Annotated in this window: 17 protein-coding genes; 10 read left to right on the top strand and 7 right to left on the bottom strand. The window is 59.7% G+C overall.

Annotation, left to right across the window (positions count from 1 at the left end; genetic code table 11):
- Positions 1-209: 209 nt before the first annotated feature.
- The 4 genes from EIY72_RS25575 (at position 210) to EIY72_RS25560 (ending at position 4,862) form a co-directional block, all read left to right on the top strand.
- The gene (locus EIY72_RS25575) at positions 210-1,232 is read left to right on the top strand and encodes a transporter (protein WP_093215057.1); all 1,023 of its coding nucleotides are present in this window, start codon (positions 210-212) and stop codon (positions 1,230-1,232) included.
- A gap of 247 nt (positions 1,233-1,479) precedes the next feature.
- On the top strand, positions 1,480-3,093 hold the full coding sequence (locus EIY72_RS25570; RefSeq protein WP_093215053.1) for an inorganic phosphate transporter: 1,614 nt from the start codon (positions 1,480-1,482) through the stop codon (positions 3,091-3,093).
- A 183-nt stretch (positions 3,094-3,276) separates the two neighbouring features.
- Positions 3,277-4,143, top strand: a complete 867-nt coding sequence (locus EIY72_RS25565) for a 2OG-Fe(II) oxygenase family protein (protein WP_093215049.1) — start codon at positions 3,277-3,279, stop codon at positions 4,141-4,143.
- Entirely contained in the window at positions 4,140-4,862 is a 723-nt protein-coding gene (locus EIY72_RS25560; RefSeq protein ID WP_093215044.1) for a TylF/MycF/NovP-related O-methyltransferase, read from the top strand. The genes EIY72_RS25565 and EIY72_RS25560 overlap by 4 nt, the downstream gene beginning before the upstream one ends.
- A 51-nt stretch (positions 4,863-4,913) precedes the next feature.
- On the opposite strand, the gene EIY72_RS25555 is transcribed toward EIY72_RS25560, so the two are convergent.
- Positions 4,914-5,816, bottom strand: a complete 903-nt coding sequence (locus EIY72_RS25555) for a LysR family transcriptional regulator (protein ID WP_093215039.1) — start codon at positions 5,814-5,816, stop codon at positions 4,914-4,916.
- A 122-nt stretch (positions 5,817-5,938) separates the two neighbouring features.
- Between EIY72_RS25555 and EIY72_RS25550 the strand changes: the two genes are divergently transcribed.
- Entirely contained in the window at positions 5,939-6,697 is a 759-nt protein-coding gene (locus EIY72_RS25550; RefSeq protein ID WP_093215036.1) for an SDR family NAD(P)-dependent oxidoreductase, read from the top strand.
- 49 nt (positions 6,698-6,746) lie between these two features.
- Here EIY72_RS25550 and EIY72_RS25545 read toward each other — a convergent pair whose 3' ends face one another.
- Positions 6,747-7,184 carry a multidrug/biocide efflux PACE transporter gene (locus EIY72_RS25545; protein ID WP_093215033.1) on the bottom strand — a complete coding sequence of 146 codons (438 nt, stop codon included), beginning with the start codon at positions 7,182-7,184 and terminating at the stop codon, positions 6,747-6,749.
- Between the two features lie 89 nt (positions 7,185-7,273).
- Between EIY72_RS25545 and EIY72_RS25540 the strand changes: the two genes are divergently transcribed.
- Together EIY72_RS25540 and tsaA are read left to right on the top strand one after the other, a co-directional pair.
- A complete protein-coding gene (locus tag EIY72_RS25540) occupies positions 7,274-8,128 on the top strand; it encodes a LysR family transcriptional regulator (protein WP_093215029.1) in 855 nt (284 codons plus the stop codon).
- A 58-nt stretch (positions 8,129-8,186) separates the two neighbouring features.
- Positions 8,187-8,885 (top strand): tRNA (N6-threonylcarbamoyladenosine(37)-N6)-methyltransferase TrmO, encoded by a 699-nt coding sequence (tsaA, locus tag EIY72_RS25535; RefSeq protein ID WP_093215024.1) that lies wholly within the window; start codon positions 8,187-8,189, stop codon positions 8,883-8,885.
- A gap of 160 nt (positions 8,886-9,045) precedes the next feature.
- Here the strand turns inward: tsaA and fpr are convergent, their stop codons facing one another.
- Positions 9,046-9,825 carry a ferredoxin-NADP reductase gene (gene fpr / locus EIY72_RS25530; RefSeq protein WP_003443014.1) on the bottom strand — a complete coding sequence of 260 codons (780 nt, stop codon included), beginning with the start codon at positions 9,823-9,825 and terminating at the stop codon, positions 9,046-9,048.
- A 142-nt stretch (positions 9,826-9,967) separates the two neighbouring features.
- On the opposite strand from fpr, the gene EIY72_RS25525 reads away from it, so the two are divergent.
- Entirely contained in the window at positions 9,968-10,894 is a 927-nt protein-coding gene (locus tag EIY72_RS25525) for a LysR family transcriptional regulator (RefSeq protein WP_093215020.1), read from the top strand.
- Here the strand turns inward: EIY72_RS25525 and EIY72_RS25520 are convergent.
- The 3 genes from EIY72_RS25520 to EIY72_RS25510 form a co-directional block, all read right to left on the bottom strand.
- Complete coding sequence (locus EIY72_RS25520; protein ID WP_093215015.1) at positions 10,891-11,253, bottom strand: diacylglycerol kinase; 363 nt, start codon at positions 11,251-11,253, stop codon at positions 10,891-10,893. The genes EIY72_RS25525 and EIY72_RS25520 overlap by 4 nt on opposite strands.
- Positions 11,254-11,327: 74 nt before the next feature.
- Positions 11,328-11,978, bottom strand: coding sequence for a response regulator transcription factor ErdR (gene erdR / locus EIY72_RS25515; protein WP_093215011.1), 651 nt, complete (start codon positions 11,976-11,978; stop codon positions 11,328-11,330).
- A gap of 218 nt (positions 11,979-12,196) precedes the next feature.
- On the bottom strand, positions 12,197-12,955 hold the full coding sequence (locus EIY72_RS25510; RefSeq protein ID WP_093215007.1) for a tRNA-uridine aminocarboxypropyltransferase: 759 nt from the start codon (positions 12,953-12,955) through the stop codon (positions 12,197-12,199).
- Positions 12,956-13,143: 188 nt separating this feature from the next.
- Between EIY72_RS25510 and EIY72_RS25505 the strand changes: the two genes are divergently transcribed.
- Complete coding sequence (locus tag EIY72_RS25505; RefSeq protein ID WP_093215003.1) at positions 13,144-13,572, top strand: PA3611 family quorum-sensing-regulated virulence factor; 429 nt, start codon at positions 13,144-13,146, stop codon at positions 13,570-13,572.
- Here EIY72_RS25505 and EIY72_RS25500 read toward each other — a convergent pair whose 3' ends face one another.
- Positions 13,573-13,767 carry a hypothetical protein gene (locus tag EIY72_RS25500; RefSeq protein WP_093214999.1) on the bottom strand — a complete coding sequence of 65 codons (195 nt, stop codon included), beginning with the start codon at positions 13,765-13,767 and terminating at the stop codon, positions 13,573-13,575.
- A gap of 484 nt (positions 13,768-14,251) precedes the next feature.
- Between EIY72_RS25500 and EIY72_RS25495 the strand changes: the two genes are divergently transcribed.
- A complete protein-coding gene (locus tag EIY72_RS25495; RefSeq protein WP_093214996.1) occupies positions 14,252-15,370 on the top strand; it encodes an LOG family protein in 1,119 nt (372 codons plus the stop codon).
- Positions 15,371-15,398 lie beyond the last annotated feature (28 nt).

Genomic DNA, 15,398 nt, shown 5'->3' with positions numbered 1-15,398 from the left:
GTCTGCGGTCTCGGCTGACGGGCCGAGGGCGCGCAACTTAACTCATGCGTAATCGGCGTGCCAGAGCGGTTCTTGAGAAAAATCCGACCACCGGTAGAGCAATGCTTTGCGGTCTTTTTGCTGTCACATAACCGTCATTTTTCCTTGCGATGATGCCGCTCAGGTGAACCTGTCAAACCCGCGCACGACCTCTCTCCCTGCGAGCCCTCATGAACCACAGCATCGATCAAAGCCATCGCGACCCGGATCTGTTCGGCCTGCTTTACGGTTTCAGTTTTCGCCCGGGCGAGGCCGGTCGGGAAATCAATTCGTCCGAGGCCCTGCAGTACCTGCGACAGCCGGACAGCGACGAACAGTTTCTCTGGCTGCACCTCAATCTCGCCCATGCGGCGTGCGAGCGCTGGATGAAGAGCCACCTGGAGTTGCCCGACGAATTTTTCGAAGCGCTGCATGAAGGCTCACGCTCGACGCGCATCGAGCACATCGACTCGGCGTTGCTGGCGGTGGTCAACGACGTGGTGTTCAACCTCAGCAACATGGTCTCCTCCGACGTCTCGACCTTGTGGGTGTGCGCGCGCAGCAAACTGATCATCAGCGCACGTCTGCAACCGCTGCACTCGGTGGACAAGTTGCGTTCATCGGTAAAGGCCGGTGAGTACTTTCGCTCGCCGCTGGAATTGCTGGTGCACCTGTTGCGCGACCAGGGCGAAGTGCTGACCCAGATCGTGCGCAAGACCAGCCAGAGCGTGGACCAGATCGAAGACGAATTGCTCTCCTCCCGCCTGTCCACCAACCGCGCCGAACTGGGTGCCAACCGCCGCGTGCTGGTGCGCCTGCAACGCCTGCTCGCGCTGGAGCCGGGCTCCTTGTTGCGATTGCTCAATCGCCCGCCGCAGTGGCTGCAGAAGGAAGACGTGAAGGAGTTGCGCAAATCCACCGAAGAGTTTGCGCTGATCATCAACGACCTGATGGCCCTGGGCGAGCGGATCAAGCTGTTGCAGGAAGAGATTGCGGCCAACATCAACGAACAGACCAACCGCACGCTGTTCACCCTGACCATGGTCACGGTGCTGGCGCTGCCGATCAACATCATCGCCGGTTTCTTCGGCATGAACGTTGGCGGCATCCCCTTGTCGGGTGATCCGGAAGGCTTCTGGATTCTGGTAGCGCTGGTGGCCACCTTTACCGTGATTGCCGGGCGCTGGGCGTTTCGCAAGCAGCGCGATTACTGAACATCCCTGCAACTCTGTGGGAGCGAGCCTGCTCGCGAAGAGGGCAAAACATTCAATAAAGATGTTGAATGCCAGTCCGCTTTCGTCGGAACGCCGCCCGGAGCAGGCTCGCTACCACATTGGTTTTCGCGCTCGACTTCAGATCAGCGGCCCTGCAAAAAAACCAAACACTGACCCAGAGCAGTCTCCTTGTAACAATTGGCAACGATTATCACTGATACTCCTTCCCTCTTCAGGAATGTCAGGTATGGCTACGCCCTCATTCACCGCAGCCCCGACCCCCACCGGTAGCGCCAGACCGCAACTCGACAAGAAACCCGGCCTGATCACCATTGTCGTGTTTGTCATCGTGCTGGCGATCGGCTTGCTGTTCACCGCTTACAGCCTGATGCATGACGTCAACGAACTCGGCACCGCAGTCACCACCTGGACGCCGTTTCTGCTGTTGGGCGTGGCACTGTTGATCGCCCTGGGCTTCGAGTTCGTCAACGGCTTTCACGACACCGCCAACGCCGTGGCTACGGTGATCTACACCAACTCGCTGCCGCCGAATGTGGCGGTGGTCTGGTCCGGCTTTTTCAACTTCCTCGGGGTGTTGCTGTCCAGCGGCGCGGTCGCCTTCGGCATCATCGCCCTGCTGCCGGTGGAGTTGATCCTGCAAGTCGGCTCGTCCGCCGGTTTCGCGATGATCTTCGCCCTGCTGATCGCCGCGATCCTGTGGAACCTCGGCACCTGGTGGCTGGGCTTGCCGGCCTCGTCGTCGCACACCCTGATCGGTTCGATCATCGGCGTCGGCGTGGCCAACGCCCTGATGCACGGACGCGATGGCACCAGCGGCGTGGATTGGGCGCAAGCGACCAAGATCGGTTACGCGCTGCTGCTGTCGCCGCTGGTCGGCTTCGGCTGTGCCGCGCTGTTGCTGCTGGCCCTGCGCGCTTTCGTCAAGAATCGCGCGCTGTACAAGGAACCCAAGGGCGAAACCCCACCGCCATGGTGGATTCGCGGCCTGTTGATCGTGACTTGCACCGGAGTATCCTTCGCTCACGGCTCCAACGATGGCCAGAAAGGCATGGGCCTGATCATGCTGATTCTTGTCGGCACGCTGCCGATGGCCTATGCCCTGAACCGCACCATGCCCGCGGACCAGGCCTTGCAGTTCGCGGCGGTGGCTGAAGTGACCCAGCAAGCGCTGGTGAAAGCTGCGCCGCTGCCGGCCCCGGCGGATCCGCGGCCGATCCTGTCCGATTACGTGCGCACCAAGGAAGCCACGCCGCAGCTGGTCCCGGCGCTCGCCGCACTGACCGGCAGCATCGGCGCCGAGGTCAAGGGTTATGGCTCGCTGTCGAAAGTCCCGGTCGAAGCCGTGGGCAACGTGCGGAACGACATGTACCTGACCAGCGAAACCATTCGCTTGATGGACAAGAACAAGGTCGGCAATTTCGACGCCGACACCAACGACAAGCTGCAACTGTTCAAGCAGCAGATCGATGCCTCGACCCGCTTCATCCCGCTGTGGGTAAAAATCGCCGTGGCCATCGCCCTGGGCCTCGGCACCATGGTCGGCTGGAAGCGCATCGTGGTGACGGTCGGCGAGAAGATCGGCAAGACCCACCTGACCTACGCCCAGGGCGCTTCGGCGGAAACCGTGGCCATGCTGACCATCGGCGCTGCCGACATGTTCGGCCTGCCGGTGTCGACCACTCACGTGCTTTCCTCGGGCGTGGCCGGGACCATGGTCGCCAACGGCGGCGGCTTGCAGATGAAGACCATCCGTAACCTGTTGATGGCCTGGGTGCTGACCCTGCCGGCGGCAATTCTGTTGTCGGGCAGTCTGTACTGGCTGTTCACCAAGCTGTTCTGATCGCTTACCTTTTACCGACACCCCGGCGCGAGTCATCGCGACGGGGTGTTTGCATTCCGGCCTGGCGACGCGTGCATTTCGTCGCGCGGGCCGGGCATTGCTTCGTTCGTTGCACAATTGTGCTTCAGTTTGCTTCTGCTTTGCCGACTCTAGAGAGAGCCAAAGTATTCAGGGGTCAGTACCGTGAACTTATTCATCAATCAGCTGCGCAAGCACGCTGACTTCAAAAGCGCCATTTACGCCGGCGACATCTTTTTGAACACCGAATTGAAGGCAGCGAAGGACCTCTGCACGTTTGCCCAGGAAAGCATCACCGCAGCCTTTGACGGTGAGACCAACCATCAGGCGCTGCACACGATGATGCCGGTGGAAGAGTTCGTGGTATTGGTCACGCGCCTCAAGGGCCAGTTCACCAACAGCCTGCGGGCCAAGGAACTGATCCGCAGCTTCACCGACGAAATCGGTGCAGCGCCCGAAGAATTCATTTTTGACGTACCGCGCATCCGCGTGGTGCCCAACTACGACTACCTGCACGCCGGCGTCAGCTATGCGTACAAGCCGCATCGCGATACCTGGTACGGCGGGGTCGACTGCCAGATCAACACCTGGATGCCGGTCTACACCATCCAGCCCGACCAGACCATGATGATCAACCCGGCCTATTTCGACGTGCCGGTGAAAAACACCTCGGCGCAGTGGAGCCTGTCCGACTGGATTGGTGTACAACGCCAACGGGCCAAGGACAACGTCAAGGAAGAAGCGCGCCAGCACCCGGTGCCGACTGAGGAGATCAACCAGGCCTGCGAGCTGCGCATCGCCGGCAACACCGCCGACATGCTGGTGTTCTCCGGTTCGCACCTGCACGGCACCGTGCCCAATTACACGCAACAAACCCGCTTCAGTGTGGACTTTCGCCTGATGCACCTCGACGACCTGCGCCACCAGCGCGGTGCGGTCAACGTCGACAGCGCCTGCCCGGACGTCGGCGCCGGTTTCAAAGACTATTTCCATGTCCACGACTTTTCGAATTTCCAGGGAATCCAGCAATGACCAAGCGTCGCATTACACCCGCCGAAGCCCAGTACAACGAAACCCGTGCCAACGTCCTGAAACGGGTCGATGCCGAGTACGTGGCCGACGCGCCGTTCGTCTTCGCCAACCGCATCGGTGTGACCGCTGCGCTGTCGCGCATGGAACTGTTCAAGAAAGTCGCCGAAGTACCCGGCGCGATCATTGAGTGTGGCGTGTACAAGGGCAACTCGCTGATGCTCTACATGCACCTGTCGATGATCCTGGAACCGTACGCGATCAACCGTTCGATCGTCGGCTTCGACACTTTCGAAGGTTTCCAGAGCATCGACAAGAAGGAAGACCCGGCCGACGTCAACGAAACCATGTTCGCCGACACCGACCAGTCGCTGATCCAGGACATGATCGACGCCAACGACCTGCTCCGCCCGGTCAACCGCATCCCGCGCTGCGAACTGGTCAAGGGCGACATCGTCAAGACCGTACCGGAGTGGGTCAAGACCCGTCCGGACCTGGTCGTGGCCATGCTGATCCTCGACACCGACCTGTACGAGTCGACCAAAGTCGCCCTGCAGACTTTCCTGCCATACATGCCAAAAGGCGCCATCGTGGTGCTGGATGAAGTGGCCTACCGTAACTTCCCGGGCGAAACCAAAGCCCTGCGTGAAGTGCTGGACCTGAACAAGATCGAGCTCAAGCGCCTGCCGTTCGATTCGTGCGTGGGCTACTTCCACGTATAAATCCGGCGACTGACAGCTGCCCCTGTGGGAGCGAGCCTGCCCGCTCCCACATCAGATCTGCGTAGCAGACCTGACGACCTCCCCCAACCAGTCCATGAACACCCTGACCCGCAAGGGCAGATGCCGTTGCCGCGCATACAGCAACGAGACCTCCATGGACGGCGCGCTGAACTGCGGTAACACCTCCACCAGTTCTCCCCTGTTCAGGTACTGATGCATGCCCATCCTCGGCGCCTGTATCAAGCCAAAGCCCCCCAGACACGCCGACTCATACGCATCCGTGCTGTTGACCGTGACGCTGCCATTCATCGGCAGCCGCTGCACCTGCCCGTCGCGCTCATACACAAACCCTTCGGAACGCCCACCCAATACGCCGACGTAGTGCACCAGTCGATGCTGCGCCAGATCCTCCAGGCACTGCGGCACGCCATAACGCTGCAAGTACGCGGGGCTGGCGCAATTGACCATGGCGAAGTCGCACAAATGCCGGGCCACCACCGATTGATCCGGTTGCGCGCCAACCCGCACCACACAATCGAAACCTTCGGCAAGCAGGTCGACGCGACGGTCCGTGCTGCTGATTTCCAGCTCCAGCAGCGGGTGCCTGGCCATGAACTCCGGCAGACGCGGCATGACCACGCGACGCCCGAGAATGTTCGGCAAGTCGATGCGGATACGCCCGGTAAGCGAGGCTTCATCCTGACGGAACAGGCCTTCGATCTCGTCCATGTGCGACAACAGATCCTTGCTGCGCTCGTACAGCACCAGGCCGTCCTGCGTTGCCTGAACCCTGCGGGTAGTGCGTTGCAGCAAACGGGTGCCCAGCAACCCTTCCAGGGCCTGGACATGCTCGGACACCGTCGAGCGCGGCAGGCCCAGGCTTTCGCCGGCCAAGGTGAAACTCGACATTTCGCTGACGCGGACGAAGGTGCGCAACAGGTCCAGTTTGTTCATGGTTTTGCTCGTTTATTATTCGGATAAACCGACCAGTGATTCCGATTTCACTCTGTTTATCACCCCTGTACGGATAAATAAACTTCCTCACATCAACCGTTCACTGCCCAAGAGGAATTCCCATGATTCGTAAAATCGCACTGATCACCGGCGCCAGCCGAGGCCTGGGTAAAAACGCCGCCCTGCACCTGGTCGCGCAAGGCATCGACATCATCGGTACTTACAACAGCCGCGCCGATGAGGCACAAGCCCTGGTCGCGGAGATTGAACAACTCGGCGGGCGCGCCGCCATGCTGCAACTGGATGTCGGCCAGAGTGAGCACTTCAGCGCTTTCGGCAAGGCGGTCGCCGACGTGTTGCGTGACCGGTTCGGTCGCGAGCGCTTCGATTTCCTGATCAACAACGCCGGGATCGGCCTGCACGAGAACTTCGTCGACACCACCATGGAACAGTTCGACCTGCTGGTGAACATCCATTTCAAAGGGCCGTTTTTCCTCACACAGACCCTGTTGCCGCTGATCAACGATGGTGGGCGCATCATCAACATTTCCAGTGGTCTGGCCCGTTTCAGCCTGCCGGGGCATAGCGCCTACGCGGCGATGAAAGGCGCGATGGAAGTGTTGACCCGCTATCAGGCCAAGGAACTGGGGGCGCGCAACATCAGCGCGAACATCCTCGCGCCGGGGGCCATCGAAACCGACTTCAGCGGTGGCGCGGTGCGGGACAATCCGCAGCTTAACCAACTGGTGGCGAACAATACGGCGCTGGGCCGTGCCGGGTTGCCGGATGACATTGGTGCTGCGATTGCGCTACTGGTAGCGCCGGGCAGCCAATGGATCAATGGCCAGCGCATCGAGGCGTCGGGCGGGATGTTTTTGTAAGCATCAACGACAAAGGGTCGCCGCCTGTTGCAGGTTGCGACCCTTGTGTTTATTCCACGCAAGAACGTTGCACCAGCAGCCGCTCGCGCACCGTGTCATAGACCCAGTGGTACACGTAGGTGTACGGCAGGAAGAACAGCAGCACGCCGATGTCCAGCAGGAACGCTTGCCACAGGCTGACGCTCAACCACCAGGCAATCAACGGCACGCCCATGGCCACAAGGCCGCCCTCGAACAGCAGCGCATGTACCACACGCGTCCAGGCGTTGTGCGCAATCGCGTAGCGCTTGAGCAGCCGGTCGAACAGGCCGTTGAACAGCACGTTCCAGGCCAGCGCGAGCAAGGCGATGACCACAGTAACGGCATCCATTTCCAGCATCGGCTTATCCATGATCCAGGCCAGCAACGGGGTACAGATCAGAATGGCCAGCAGTTCAAAGCCCATGGCCTGGAAAATACGTTCGGTAATGGATTTGTTGGCGCTCATGGCCAGACTCCTTGAGTGACTGTGGTTGCCATGATCCATCATCGCGTCGATACTTCATAACTAATAACCATCGATCAAGGCGATAGTTCATGGCCTCCCACGAAGTGTTGCTGGCGTTTGTCGAAGCCGCTACCCAAGGCTCGTTTTCGGCGGCAGCACGCAAGCTCGGGCGCAGTCAGTCGACCATCAGCGCGGCGGTTGCCAGCCTGGAAATCGACCTGAACCTGACGCTGTTCGACCGCAGCAGTCGCAAGCCGACCCTGACACCCGCCGGCCACGTCATGCTGCAACGGGCCGAGGACATCCTGGCGGCCACCAGTCGCCTGCAAATCACCGCCAGCCAGCTCGCCCAAGGCGTGGAAGCCAAGCTGACCGTGGCACTTTCCGATACGTATCAGTCCGACCGCTTCGAAGCGACGCTCAGCGCTTTCGAGCAGCGTTATCCGGACCTCGAACTCGAATGCCTGATCGCCGAATGCGATGACCTGGTGGCCTTGGTACAGAGCGGCCGCGCCCACGTGGCATTCGCGGAAATGCAGGACAGCTACCCGCCGGACCTGGTCAGTTCGACGGTGGACGAACGCACGGAAATCGCCTTGTTCGTATCCCACGGGCATCCGTTGGCGAATCTGAATTCTGTCGATCAGGACCAGCTACAGCAGCATCGCGAGCTACGCCTGGCGACCATCGTCAATCCATACGAAAGCCGCGCTAAAGGTCGCGTGTGGTCTGCGCCGAGTTACCTGATGCTGCTGGAAATGGCCCAAGGCGGCTTCGGCTGGGCGCCTTTACCGCGCTGGCTGGTGGAACGCTTCGGGCCGGGAACGCTGCAGGAGCTGAACGTACGCGGCTGGCCGAAAACCGTCTCGGTCGATGCTCTGTGGTCACGCTTGCGGCCACCGGGGCCGGCGGGGAGCTGGTTGCTGGGCAAGATGTTGGAATGAAGGTCCGGCGGTAACTCGGGTTATCATGCCCGCCTCTGTCCCGCCGCGACCCCAGACCATGACCTACAGCGTTTCCCCCATCGGCTTTGTGCGTTCCTGTTTCAAGGAAAAATTCGCCATCCCGCGCCAGCCGCAACTGGCACCGGCTGCCCGTGGCGTGCTGGAACTGGTGGCGCCCTTCGATCAGGGCGATGCGGTGCAGGGGCTGGAGCAGGTCAGTCACGTCTGGCTGTTGTTCCTGTTCCACCAGGCACTGGAAGACAAGCCGCGTCTGAAGGTCCGCCCGCCACGCCTGGGCGGCAACAAATCCATGGGCGTGTTCGCCACCCGCGCGACGCATCGGCCCAATGGCATCGGCCAGTCGGTGGTCAAGCTGGACAAGGTCGAGGCCAACCGCTTGTGGATCTCGGGCATTGATCTGCTGGATGGCACTCCGATTCTCGACATCAAGCCCTACGTGCCTTATGCCGATATCATCGACAGTGCCTCCAACAGCATCGCCAGCGCCGCACCACAGCTGATCCCCGTTCGGTGGACCGACAGCGCCCTGCAACAGGCTCACGGGCACGCTCAGCGCCTTGCTGAGCCGCTGATTGAGTTGATTGAGCAGTGTCTGGCGCAGGATCCTCGCCCGGCGTACCAGACGCCCGCACCGGAAAGGGAATATGGGGCGCAGTTCTGGGATCTGGATGTGCGTTGGCACTATCCGACAGCGGATTCGATCCGGATCCTGGAAGTCATTCCCGCGAAGGTCTAGGCGCCAGAAACGAAAAAACCCGCATTGCCTTCTCGGGCAATGCGGGTTTTTGCTTTTGTGGGAGCGAGCTTGCTCGCGATAGCGGTTAGACATTCAACATCCATGTTGTCTGACAGATCGTCATCGCGAGCAAGCTCGCTCCCACAGGTTTCAGTGCCGCTTATTTCTCGACGAACGCACGCTCGATCAGGTAATCACCCGGCTCGCGCATCCGCGGCGAGACTTTCAGACCGAAGCTGTTCAGCACTTCGCTGGTCTCGTCAAGCATGCTCGGGCTGCCGCACAGCATGGCGCGGTCGTCCTGCGGGTTGATCGGCGGCAGGCCGATGTCGCTGAACAGCTTGCCGCTGCGCATCAGGTCGGTCAGGCGGCCTTCGTTCTCGAACGGCTCGCGGGTCACGGTCGGGTAGTAGATCAACTTGTCACGCAGCGCTTCGCCGAAGAATTCATTCTGCGGCAGGTGCTCGGTGATGAATTCGCGGTAAGCGACTTCGTTGACGTAACGCACGCCGTGGCACAGGATCACTTTTTCGAAACGCTCGTAGGTTTCCGGATCCTGGATGACGCTCATGAACGGTGCCAGACCGGTACCGGTGCTGAGCAGGTACAAATGTTTGCCAGGCTTGAGGTCGTCGAGTACCAGCGTGCCGGTAGGCTTCTTGCTGATGATGATCTCGTCGCCTTCCTTCAGGTGCTGCAACTGCGAAGTCAGCGGACCATCAGGAACCTTGATGCTGAAGAACTCGAGATGCTCTTCCCAGTTCGGGCTGGCAATCGAGTAAGCGCGCATAAGCGGGCGGCCGTTGGGCTGTTGCAGGCCGATCATCACGAACTGACCGTTCTCGAAGCGCAGGCCCGGATCGCGGGTGCACTTGAAGCTGAACAGAGTGTCGTTCCAGTGGTGAACACTGAGGACACGCTCGTGGTTCATGTTGCTCATGTACGTGGGACTCCTGGGAATATTGTCTGCGCGTGCCGTATTACAAAAGATTGCGGGCTCTGCGCAATTGCATCGCATTCTAAAGGCAGAGACAATATCTGTTAAATGGATTATTAAGATAAGGGTTATCGGTTATATCGATATGCGATTTACTCTCCGTCAACTTCAAGTCTTCGTCGCCGTCGCCCAGCAGGAAAGCGTATCCCGTGCTGCGGGCCTGCTCAACCTGTCGCAATCGGCGGCGAGCACGTCCATCACCGAACTGGAGCGTCAGTGCAGCTGCCAGCTGTTCGACCGTGCCGGCAAACGCCTGAGCCTCAATGCCCTGGGCAAACAGCTGTTACCGCAGGCCGTAGCCCTGCTCGACCAGGCCAAGGAAATCGAGGACCTGCTCAACGGCAAATCCGGTTTCGGCTCACTGGCGGTCGGCGCGACCCTGACCATCGGCAACTACCTGGCGACCCTGCTGATCGGCAGCTTCATGCAACGCCACCCGGAAAGCCAGGTGAAGCTGCATGTGCAGAACACCGCCAATATTGTGCAACAGGTGGCGCATTACGAAATTGATCTGGGTCTGATCGAAGGCGATTGCAGTCACCCGGATATCGAAGTGCAGAGCTGGGTCGAGGACGAACTGGTGGTCTTCTGCGCTCCCCAGCATCCGCTGGCCTCACGCGGTACGGCGACCATGGATGAGTTGAGCCACGAAGCCTGGATCTTGCGTGAACAGGGCTCGGGCACGCGCTTGACCTTCGATCAGGCGATGCGTCATCACCGCACCTCACTCAATATCCGCCTGGAACTTGAGCACACCGAAGCCATCAAGCGGGCCGTGGAATCAGGCTTGGGGATTGGCTGTATTTCCAGGCTGGCATTGCGCGACGCGTTTCGTCGCGGCAGCCTGGTGCCTGTCGAGACGCCGGATCTGGATCTGGCGCGACAGTTCTACTTCATCTGGCATAAACAGAAATATCAGACCTCGGCCATGCGCGAGTTCCTCGATCTGTGCCGCGCCTTCACCGCCGGGGTTCAGCGCAGCGACGAGATCGTGCTGCCGAGCATCGCTTAAAGCAGGATCACCGCCCAAACGATGGCAATCATGCTCAGGGCCACGAACTGGGCGGCACTGCCCATGTCCTTGGCATTTTTGGACAGCGGGTGCAGCTCAAGGGAAATCCGGTCAATCGCCGCTTCCACTGCAGAGTTGAGCAACTCGACGATCAATGCCAGCAGGCACACCGCGATCAGCAACGCATGTTCGGCACGGCTGACGTTCAGGAAAAACGACAGCGGAATCAGGATGACGTTGAGCAATACCAGTTGGCGAAAGGCGGCTTCACCGGTGAAAGCTGCGCGCAGGCCGTCAAGTGAATAACCCGAGGCGTTGAGAATGCGTTTGAGGCCGGTCTGGCCTTTGAAAGGTGACATAGAGTGGGCAACTGATAAAAAGAAGTGGGAAAGCTAGTTCAACCAAAGTCAAAAAAGCGTGAAGTTACCAGCCTTTAATGGCTGGAAATTGACTCAAGTTGTTGCAAGAGCAAGGCAGCTTGGGTCCGGGTCCGTACATTCAGTTTACGGAAAATCGCGGTCACGTGCGCCTTGATCGTCGCTTCGGAGACATTCAACTCATAGGCGATCTGCTTGTTCAGCAAACCTTCGCAGACCATGGTCAACACCCGGAACTGCTGCGGCGTCAAACTTGCCAGCCCCTCGCTCGCGGCCTTGGCCTCGTCGGAAACGCTGACTGCTTCGAACGCCTGGGGCGGCCAGAAGACGTCACCGTCGAGTACGGCACGCACGGCTTGCTGGATAACGGCCAGGTCGCTGGACTTGGGAATGAAACCACTGGCACCGAACTCGCGGGACTTGACCATGATGGTCGCCTCCTCCTGGGCCGAGACCATGACCACTGGAATCTGCGGGTACTGGCCGCGCAACAGCACCAGGCCGGAAAAACCGTAGGCCCCTGGCATGTTCAGGTCGAGCAGGACCAGATCCCAATCGGATTTTTCGGTGAGGCGGCTTTCCAGCTCGGCAATGCTCGCCACCTCCACCAGCCGTACATCCGGGCCAAGGCCCATAGTCAGCGCCTGGTGCAGGGCACTGCGAAACAGCGGGTGGTCATCGGCAATCAGGATGTCGTATGTGGCCATTCTTCAAATGATCCTGTTCTTCAGGGGACGCCCAATGCATTCGGGACTTGCCAGGACAGCTCAAGGCACAGCCAGGAAGCTGCATGAACAAGGCACGTTCAACGCAAAAAAACAGCGTTTCAAACTCTGGCCGCACCTGATCGGCGCCAAGCATGCCCAGCGTTGCCGGGGTGGTCAAGCCGCGTGGTCGAGAGACTTTATTGCAGTATGGGCGACAATCACTCCAGCGCTGGCAGTGGCGACTGAATATAAGGCATCAACTCGGTGTGGGCCGGGGTCGAAACGTTCATGTCCAGTTGATGCTTGGCATCGAGGTAGTGCTGGCTGAACACATCGAAATACGCATCCAGCGCCGATGCGGCCTGGGTATCACCGGCCAGATCCAGGCACAGCGCGGCGACTTCCGCCGTGCACAGGTGCTCGCTGCGGGTTGAACGCCGCAAGCGATAACGCGAGAGTTTCTCGGGCAGCAGGCTGAGAATCGGCAAGCCGTCGAAGTACGGGCTCTTGCGAAAAATCTTGCGGGCTTCGGTCCAGGTCGCATCCAACAGAATGAACAGCGGCCGTTTCGAACTTTCGAGATCAACACTGTTGGTCACGCGCTCGGGTTCGACATATTCCCCCGGAAACACCAGGTAAGGCTGCCATTGCGGGTCGGACAACAACGCCAGCAACCGTGGATCGACTTCGGTGCGCGACCAGATGAACGCATGGTTATCCGGCACCACATCGGCAATCAGCCAGCCGGTATTGCTCGGCTTGAACACTTCCTTGTTGGTCATGATCAGGCAGACGCCGGAACGCGTCTCGACCTGTGGGCGCCAGGCGCACAGGCAATGGCTTTCGATCACCCGACAATCACGGCAACGTGCTGCGCGCCAGCCACGGGCCTGAATCGGCTTGATGCCCTCCTCTTCGCGCTGGTCGCGCAAACGCGCGACGGCATTCATCGCAAAACTCGCAGGGGCTTGGCTCATCGCGGGCAACGCCGCCAGGAAAGGGAAATCGACACGAAAAACACTCGGCAGGGCAAAAAGTACCCGCAGTTTACCAGAGAGGCCGGCGCAAGCCTGTACCGTCCAGACCCGCTCCCCTATAATTCGCCGCCACTGAACGCATAGTCACGTGACGGGTCAAAGCCCCATCACTGAACCAGGAGAACTTCATGCTGCGCCTTATCGTTCCTACCGCGGCTCTTTTACTGGCGTCGTCTTTCTGCGCTCAGGCCGCGTCCCTCAAAGAGCAGAATCTGAGCCGAGAGCTGCGCAACGTCGCTGAACAAAGCAGCGTCGGTACTCCACGGGCGATCAACGAAGACATTCTCGACCAGGGCTACACCGCCGAAGGCAATGTGCTGATCAACCATCTGAGCGTGCAAAGCAGCCACGCCGACAAGATGCGTGCAGACCCCAAGGCCGTGTATTTCCAGTTGGGCGCTTCGGTTTGCCGGAACCCGGGTTTCCGCAAGCTGATGGCCAAGGGCGCGATCATGCGTTACGACTTTACCGAGGTGAAGACCAATCGCCCTGTCGGCTCCGCCAGCTTCCAGGAATCCGATTGCCCGAAAGCCGCAGCTCCGGCGAAGAAGAAGTAATCATCGAGCGTTGGCGCGCCGTTGTTCATCCTCGGCGCGCAACTCTGCCAATAATGCCTGCAAGTAATGCGAACGCTGTTCGCCGCTGCGCAAACGTCGGCAGCACTCCTCCTCGAGGCTCAGATGATGGGTCTCGGCTGATGATTGGAGTAATCGATACAGCTGCGTATCGATCTCCAGAACCACTCTGGTCATGGTGTCCCGCCTCCTTGCCCCTTCACTCGTGTAGAGCGATAAATCCCTTGAACCGCTTGTGCCGACAGTCCTGACGTTGACGCACAGTTGTCGTTTGGCACCTGTAACTTAGTAAATCAGAGTGTCGGACCCTCGGCGTGCGTTCGGACGAGCGGTGAAAGTACCTTGCAAATCGTCAATAAGCGGTTGCCAGGAAAGACTTTGTGGCGCAATGATCAAGGCAGCGCAAATCAGCGCAAGGGTCTAGATTTCAAGAAACCCGGTCAACTTTTTGCGGCCACGAAGGAGCCGCCCACAGCACGTCGAGCAGTGCGAAACGATTCTTTCATCCAAGGGAAATACAGAGCCTGAATGGATGACCCGGTGTGTTGTCCGGGTCGTGTGGATCGCCCAGGCATGGGCTTGGGCAGACAGCGACACAGGAGGTGTCGTGGCCTCGATGCACGCGGTCGGGCCGAGGGCTCTGTGCAGAAGGAGAAGTTGAATGCCTTACCAACCGAATGACCTCCTCAGCCGCCATTTTGCCGAGAGCGGTCACGACCTCATCAGCAAGGTCGAAGAACAACTCAACCTGGTCTCAGCCAACAGCCCGAACATCCCGATCTACCGCGATATGATCCTGACCGTGCTGCGCATGGCCCAGGAAGACCACAACCGCTGGAATGCCAAGATCACCCTGCAGGCCCTGCGCGAACTGGAGCAGGCCTTCCGTGTACTCGAACAGTTCAAGGGACGGCGCAAGGTCACGGTATTCGGCTCGGCACGCACGCCGACAGAACATCCGCTCTACGCCATGGCCCGGGAACTCGGCGCCGCGCTGGCACGTTCAGACATGATGGTCATCACCGGTGCCGGTGGCGGCATCATGGCCGCGGCTCACGAAGGCGCGGGCCTGGCCCACAGCCTGGGTTTCAACATCACCCTGCCCTTCGAACAACACGCCAACCCGACCGTCGACGGCACGACCAACCTGCTGCCGTTCCATTTCTTCTTCACTCGCAAGCTGTTCTTCGTCAAGGAAGCCGATGCCCTGGTGCTGTGCCCGGGTGGCTTCGGAACGCTGGATGAAGCGCTGGAAGTGCTGACGCTGATCCAGACCGGCAAAAGTCCGCTGGTGCCGGTAGTTCTACTGGACGTTCCGGGCGGCAAGTTCTGGCAAGGAGCACTGGATTTCATTCAGCAACAACTGGAGGAAAACCGCTACATCCTGCCTACCGACATGAAACTGGTGACACTGCTGCACAGCGTCGATGAGGCCGTGGCGCACATCAACCAGTTCTACGGCAACTTCCACTCCAGCCGCTGGCTCAAGCATCAGTTCCTGATTCGCATGCATCACGCCCTCAGCGACCAGGCGATCGAACACATGCAAACGGCATTCGCCGACCTGTGCCTGAGTGGTCACTTTCATCAGCACGCCTACAGTGACGAAGACCATGAGGAAGCCCAGTACAGTCATCTGGTGCGGCTGGTGTTCAACTTCACCGCACGCAACCATGGCCGACTGCGAGAGCTGGTGGACTACATCAATCTGCCGGAAAACTGGGCGCAATCCAGCCCTCAGGTACATCAGCGTATACGGGAACCGTCAAAGGTGACCTGAGGCATAAAAAAACGGCCCGCTATCGAAA

It is taken from the genome of Pseudomonas vancouverensis (assembly GCF_004348895.1).
Taxonomy (GTDB): Bacteria; Pseudomonadota; Gammaproteobacteria; order Pseudomonadales; family Pseudomonadaceae; genus Aquipseudomonas; species Aquipseudomonas vancouverensis.
The sequence above is the reverse complement of the archived record's forward strand: the minus strand, read 5'-3'. Positions and strand labels throughout refer to the sequence as shown.

Coding starts and splice junctions, on each gene's coding strand:
- fpr (WP_003443014.1), bottom strand. CDS start 9,825: ATGAGCAACATGAACCACGAGCGTGTCCTCAGTGTTCACCACTGGAAC.
- EIY72_RS25505 (WP_093215003.1), top strand. CDS start 13,144: ATGCTGCGCCTTATCGTTCCTACCGCGGCTCTTTTACTGGCGTCGTCT.
- tsaA (WP_093215024.1), top strand. CDS start 8,187: ATGACCTACAGCGTTTCCCCCATCGGCTTTGTGCGTTCCTGTTTCAAG.
- EIY72_RS25570 (WP_093215053.1), top strand. CDS start 1,480: ATGGCTACGCCCTCATTCACCGCAGCCCCGACCCCCACCGGTAGCGCC.
- erdR (WP_093215011.1), bottom strand. CDS start 11,978: ATGGCCACATACGACATCCTGATTGCCGATGACCACCCGCTGTTTCGC.
- EIY72_RS25495 (WP_093214996.1), top strand. CDS start 14,252: ATGCCTTACCAACCGAATGACCTCCTCAGCCGCCATTTTGCCGAGAGC.
- EIY72_RS25555 (WP_093215039.1), bottom strand. CDS start 5,816: ATGAACAAACTGGACCTGTTGCGCACCTTCGTCCGCGTCAGCGAAATG.
- EIY72_RS25500 (WP_093214999.1), bottom strand. CDS start 13,767: ATGACCAGAGTGGTTCTGGAGATCGATACGCAGCTGTATCGATTACTC.
- EIY72_RS25540 (WP_093215029.1), top strand. CDS start 7,274: ATGGCCTCCCACGAAGTGTTGCTGGCGTTTGTCGAAGCCGCTACCCAA.
- EIY72_RS25545 (WP_093215033.1), bottom strand. CDS start 7,184: ATGAGCGCCAACAAATCCATTACCGAACGTATTTTCCAGGCCATGGGC.
- EIY72_RS25525 (WP_093215020.1), top strand. CDS start 9,968: ATGCGATTTACTCTCCGTCAACTTCAAGTCTTCGTCGCCGTCGCCCAG.
- EIY72_RS25575 (WP_093215057.1), top strand. CDS start 210: ATGAACCACAGCATCGATCAAAGCCATCGCGACCCGGATCTGTTCGGC.
- EIY72_RS25520 (WP_093215015.1), bottom strand. CDS start 11,253: ATGTCACCTTTCAAAGGCCAGACCGGCCTCAAACGCATTCTCAACGCC.
- EIY72_RS25510 (WP_093215007.1), bottom strand. CDS start 12,955: ATGAGCCAAGCCCCTGCGAGTTTTGCGATGAATGCCGTCGCGCGTTTG.
- EIY72_RS25550 (WP_093215036.1), top strand. CDS start 5,939: ATGATTCGTAAAATCGCACTGATCACCGGCGCCAGCCGAGGCCTGGGT.
- EIY72_RS25560 (WP_093215044.1), top strand. CDS start 4,140: ATGACCAAGCGTCGCATTACACCCGCCGAAGCCCAGTACAACGAAACC.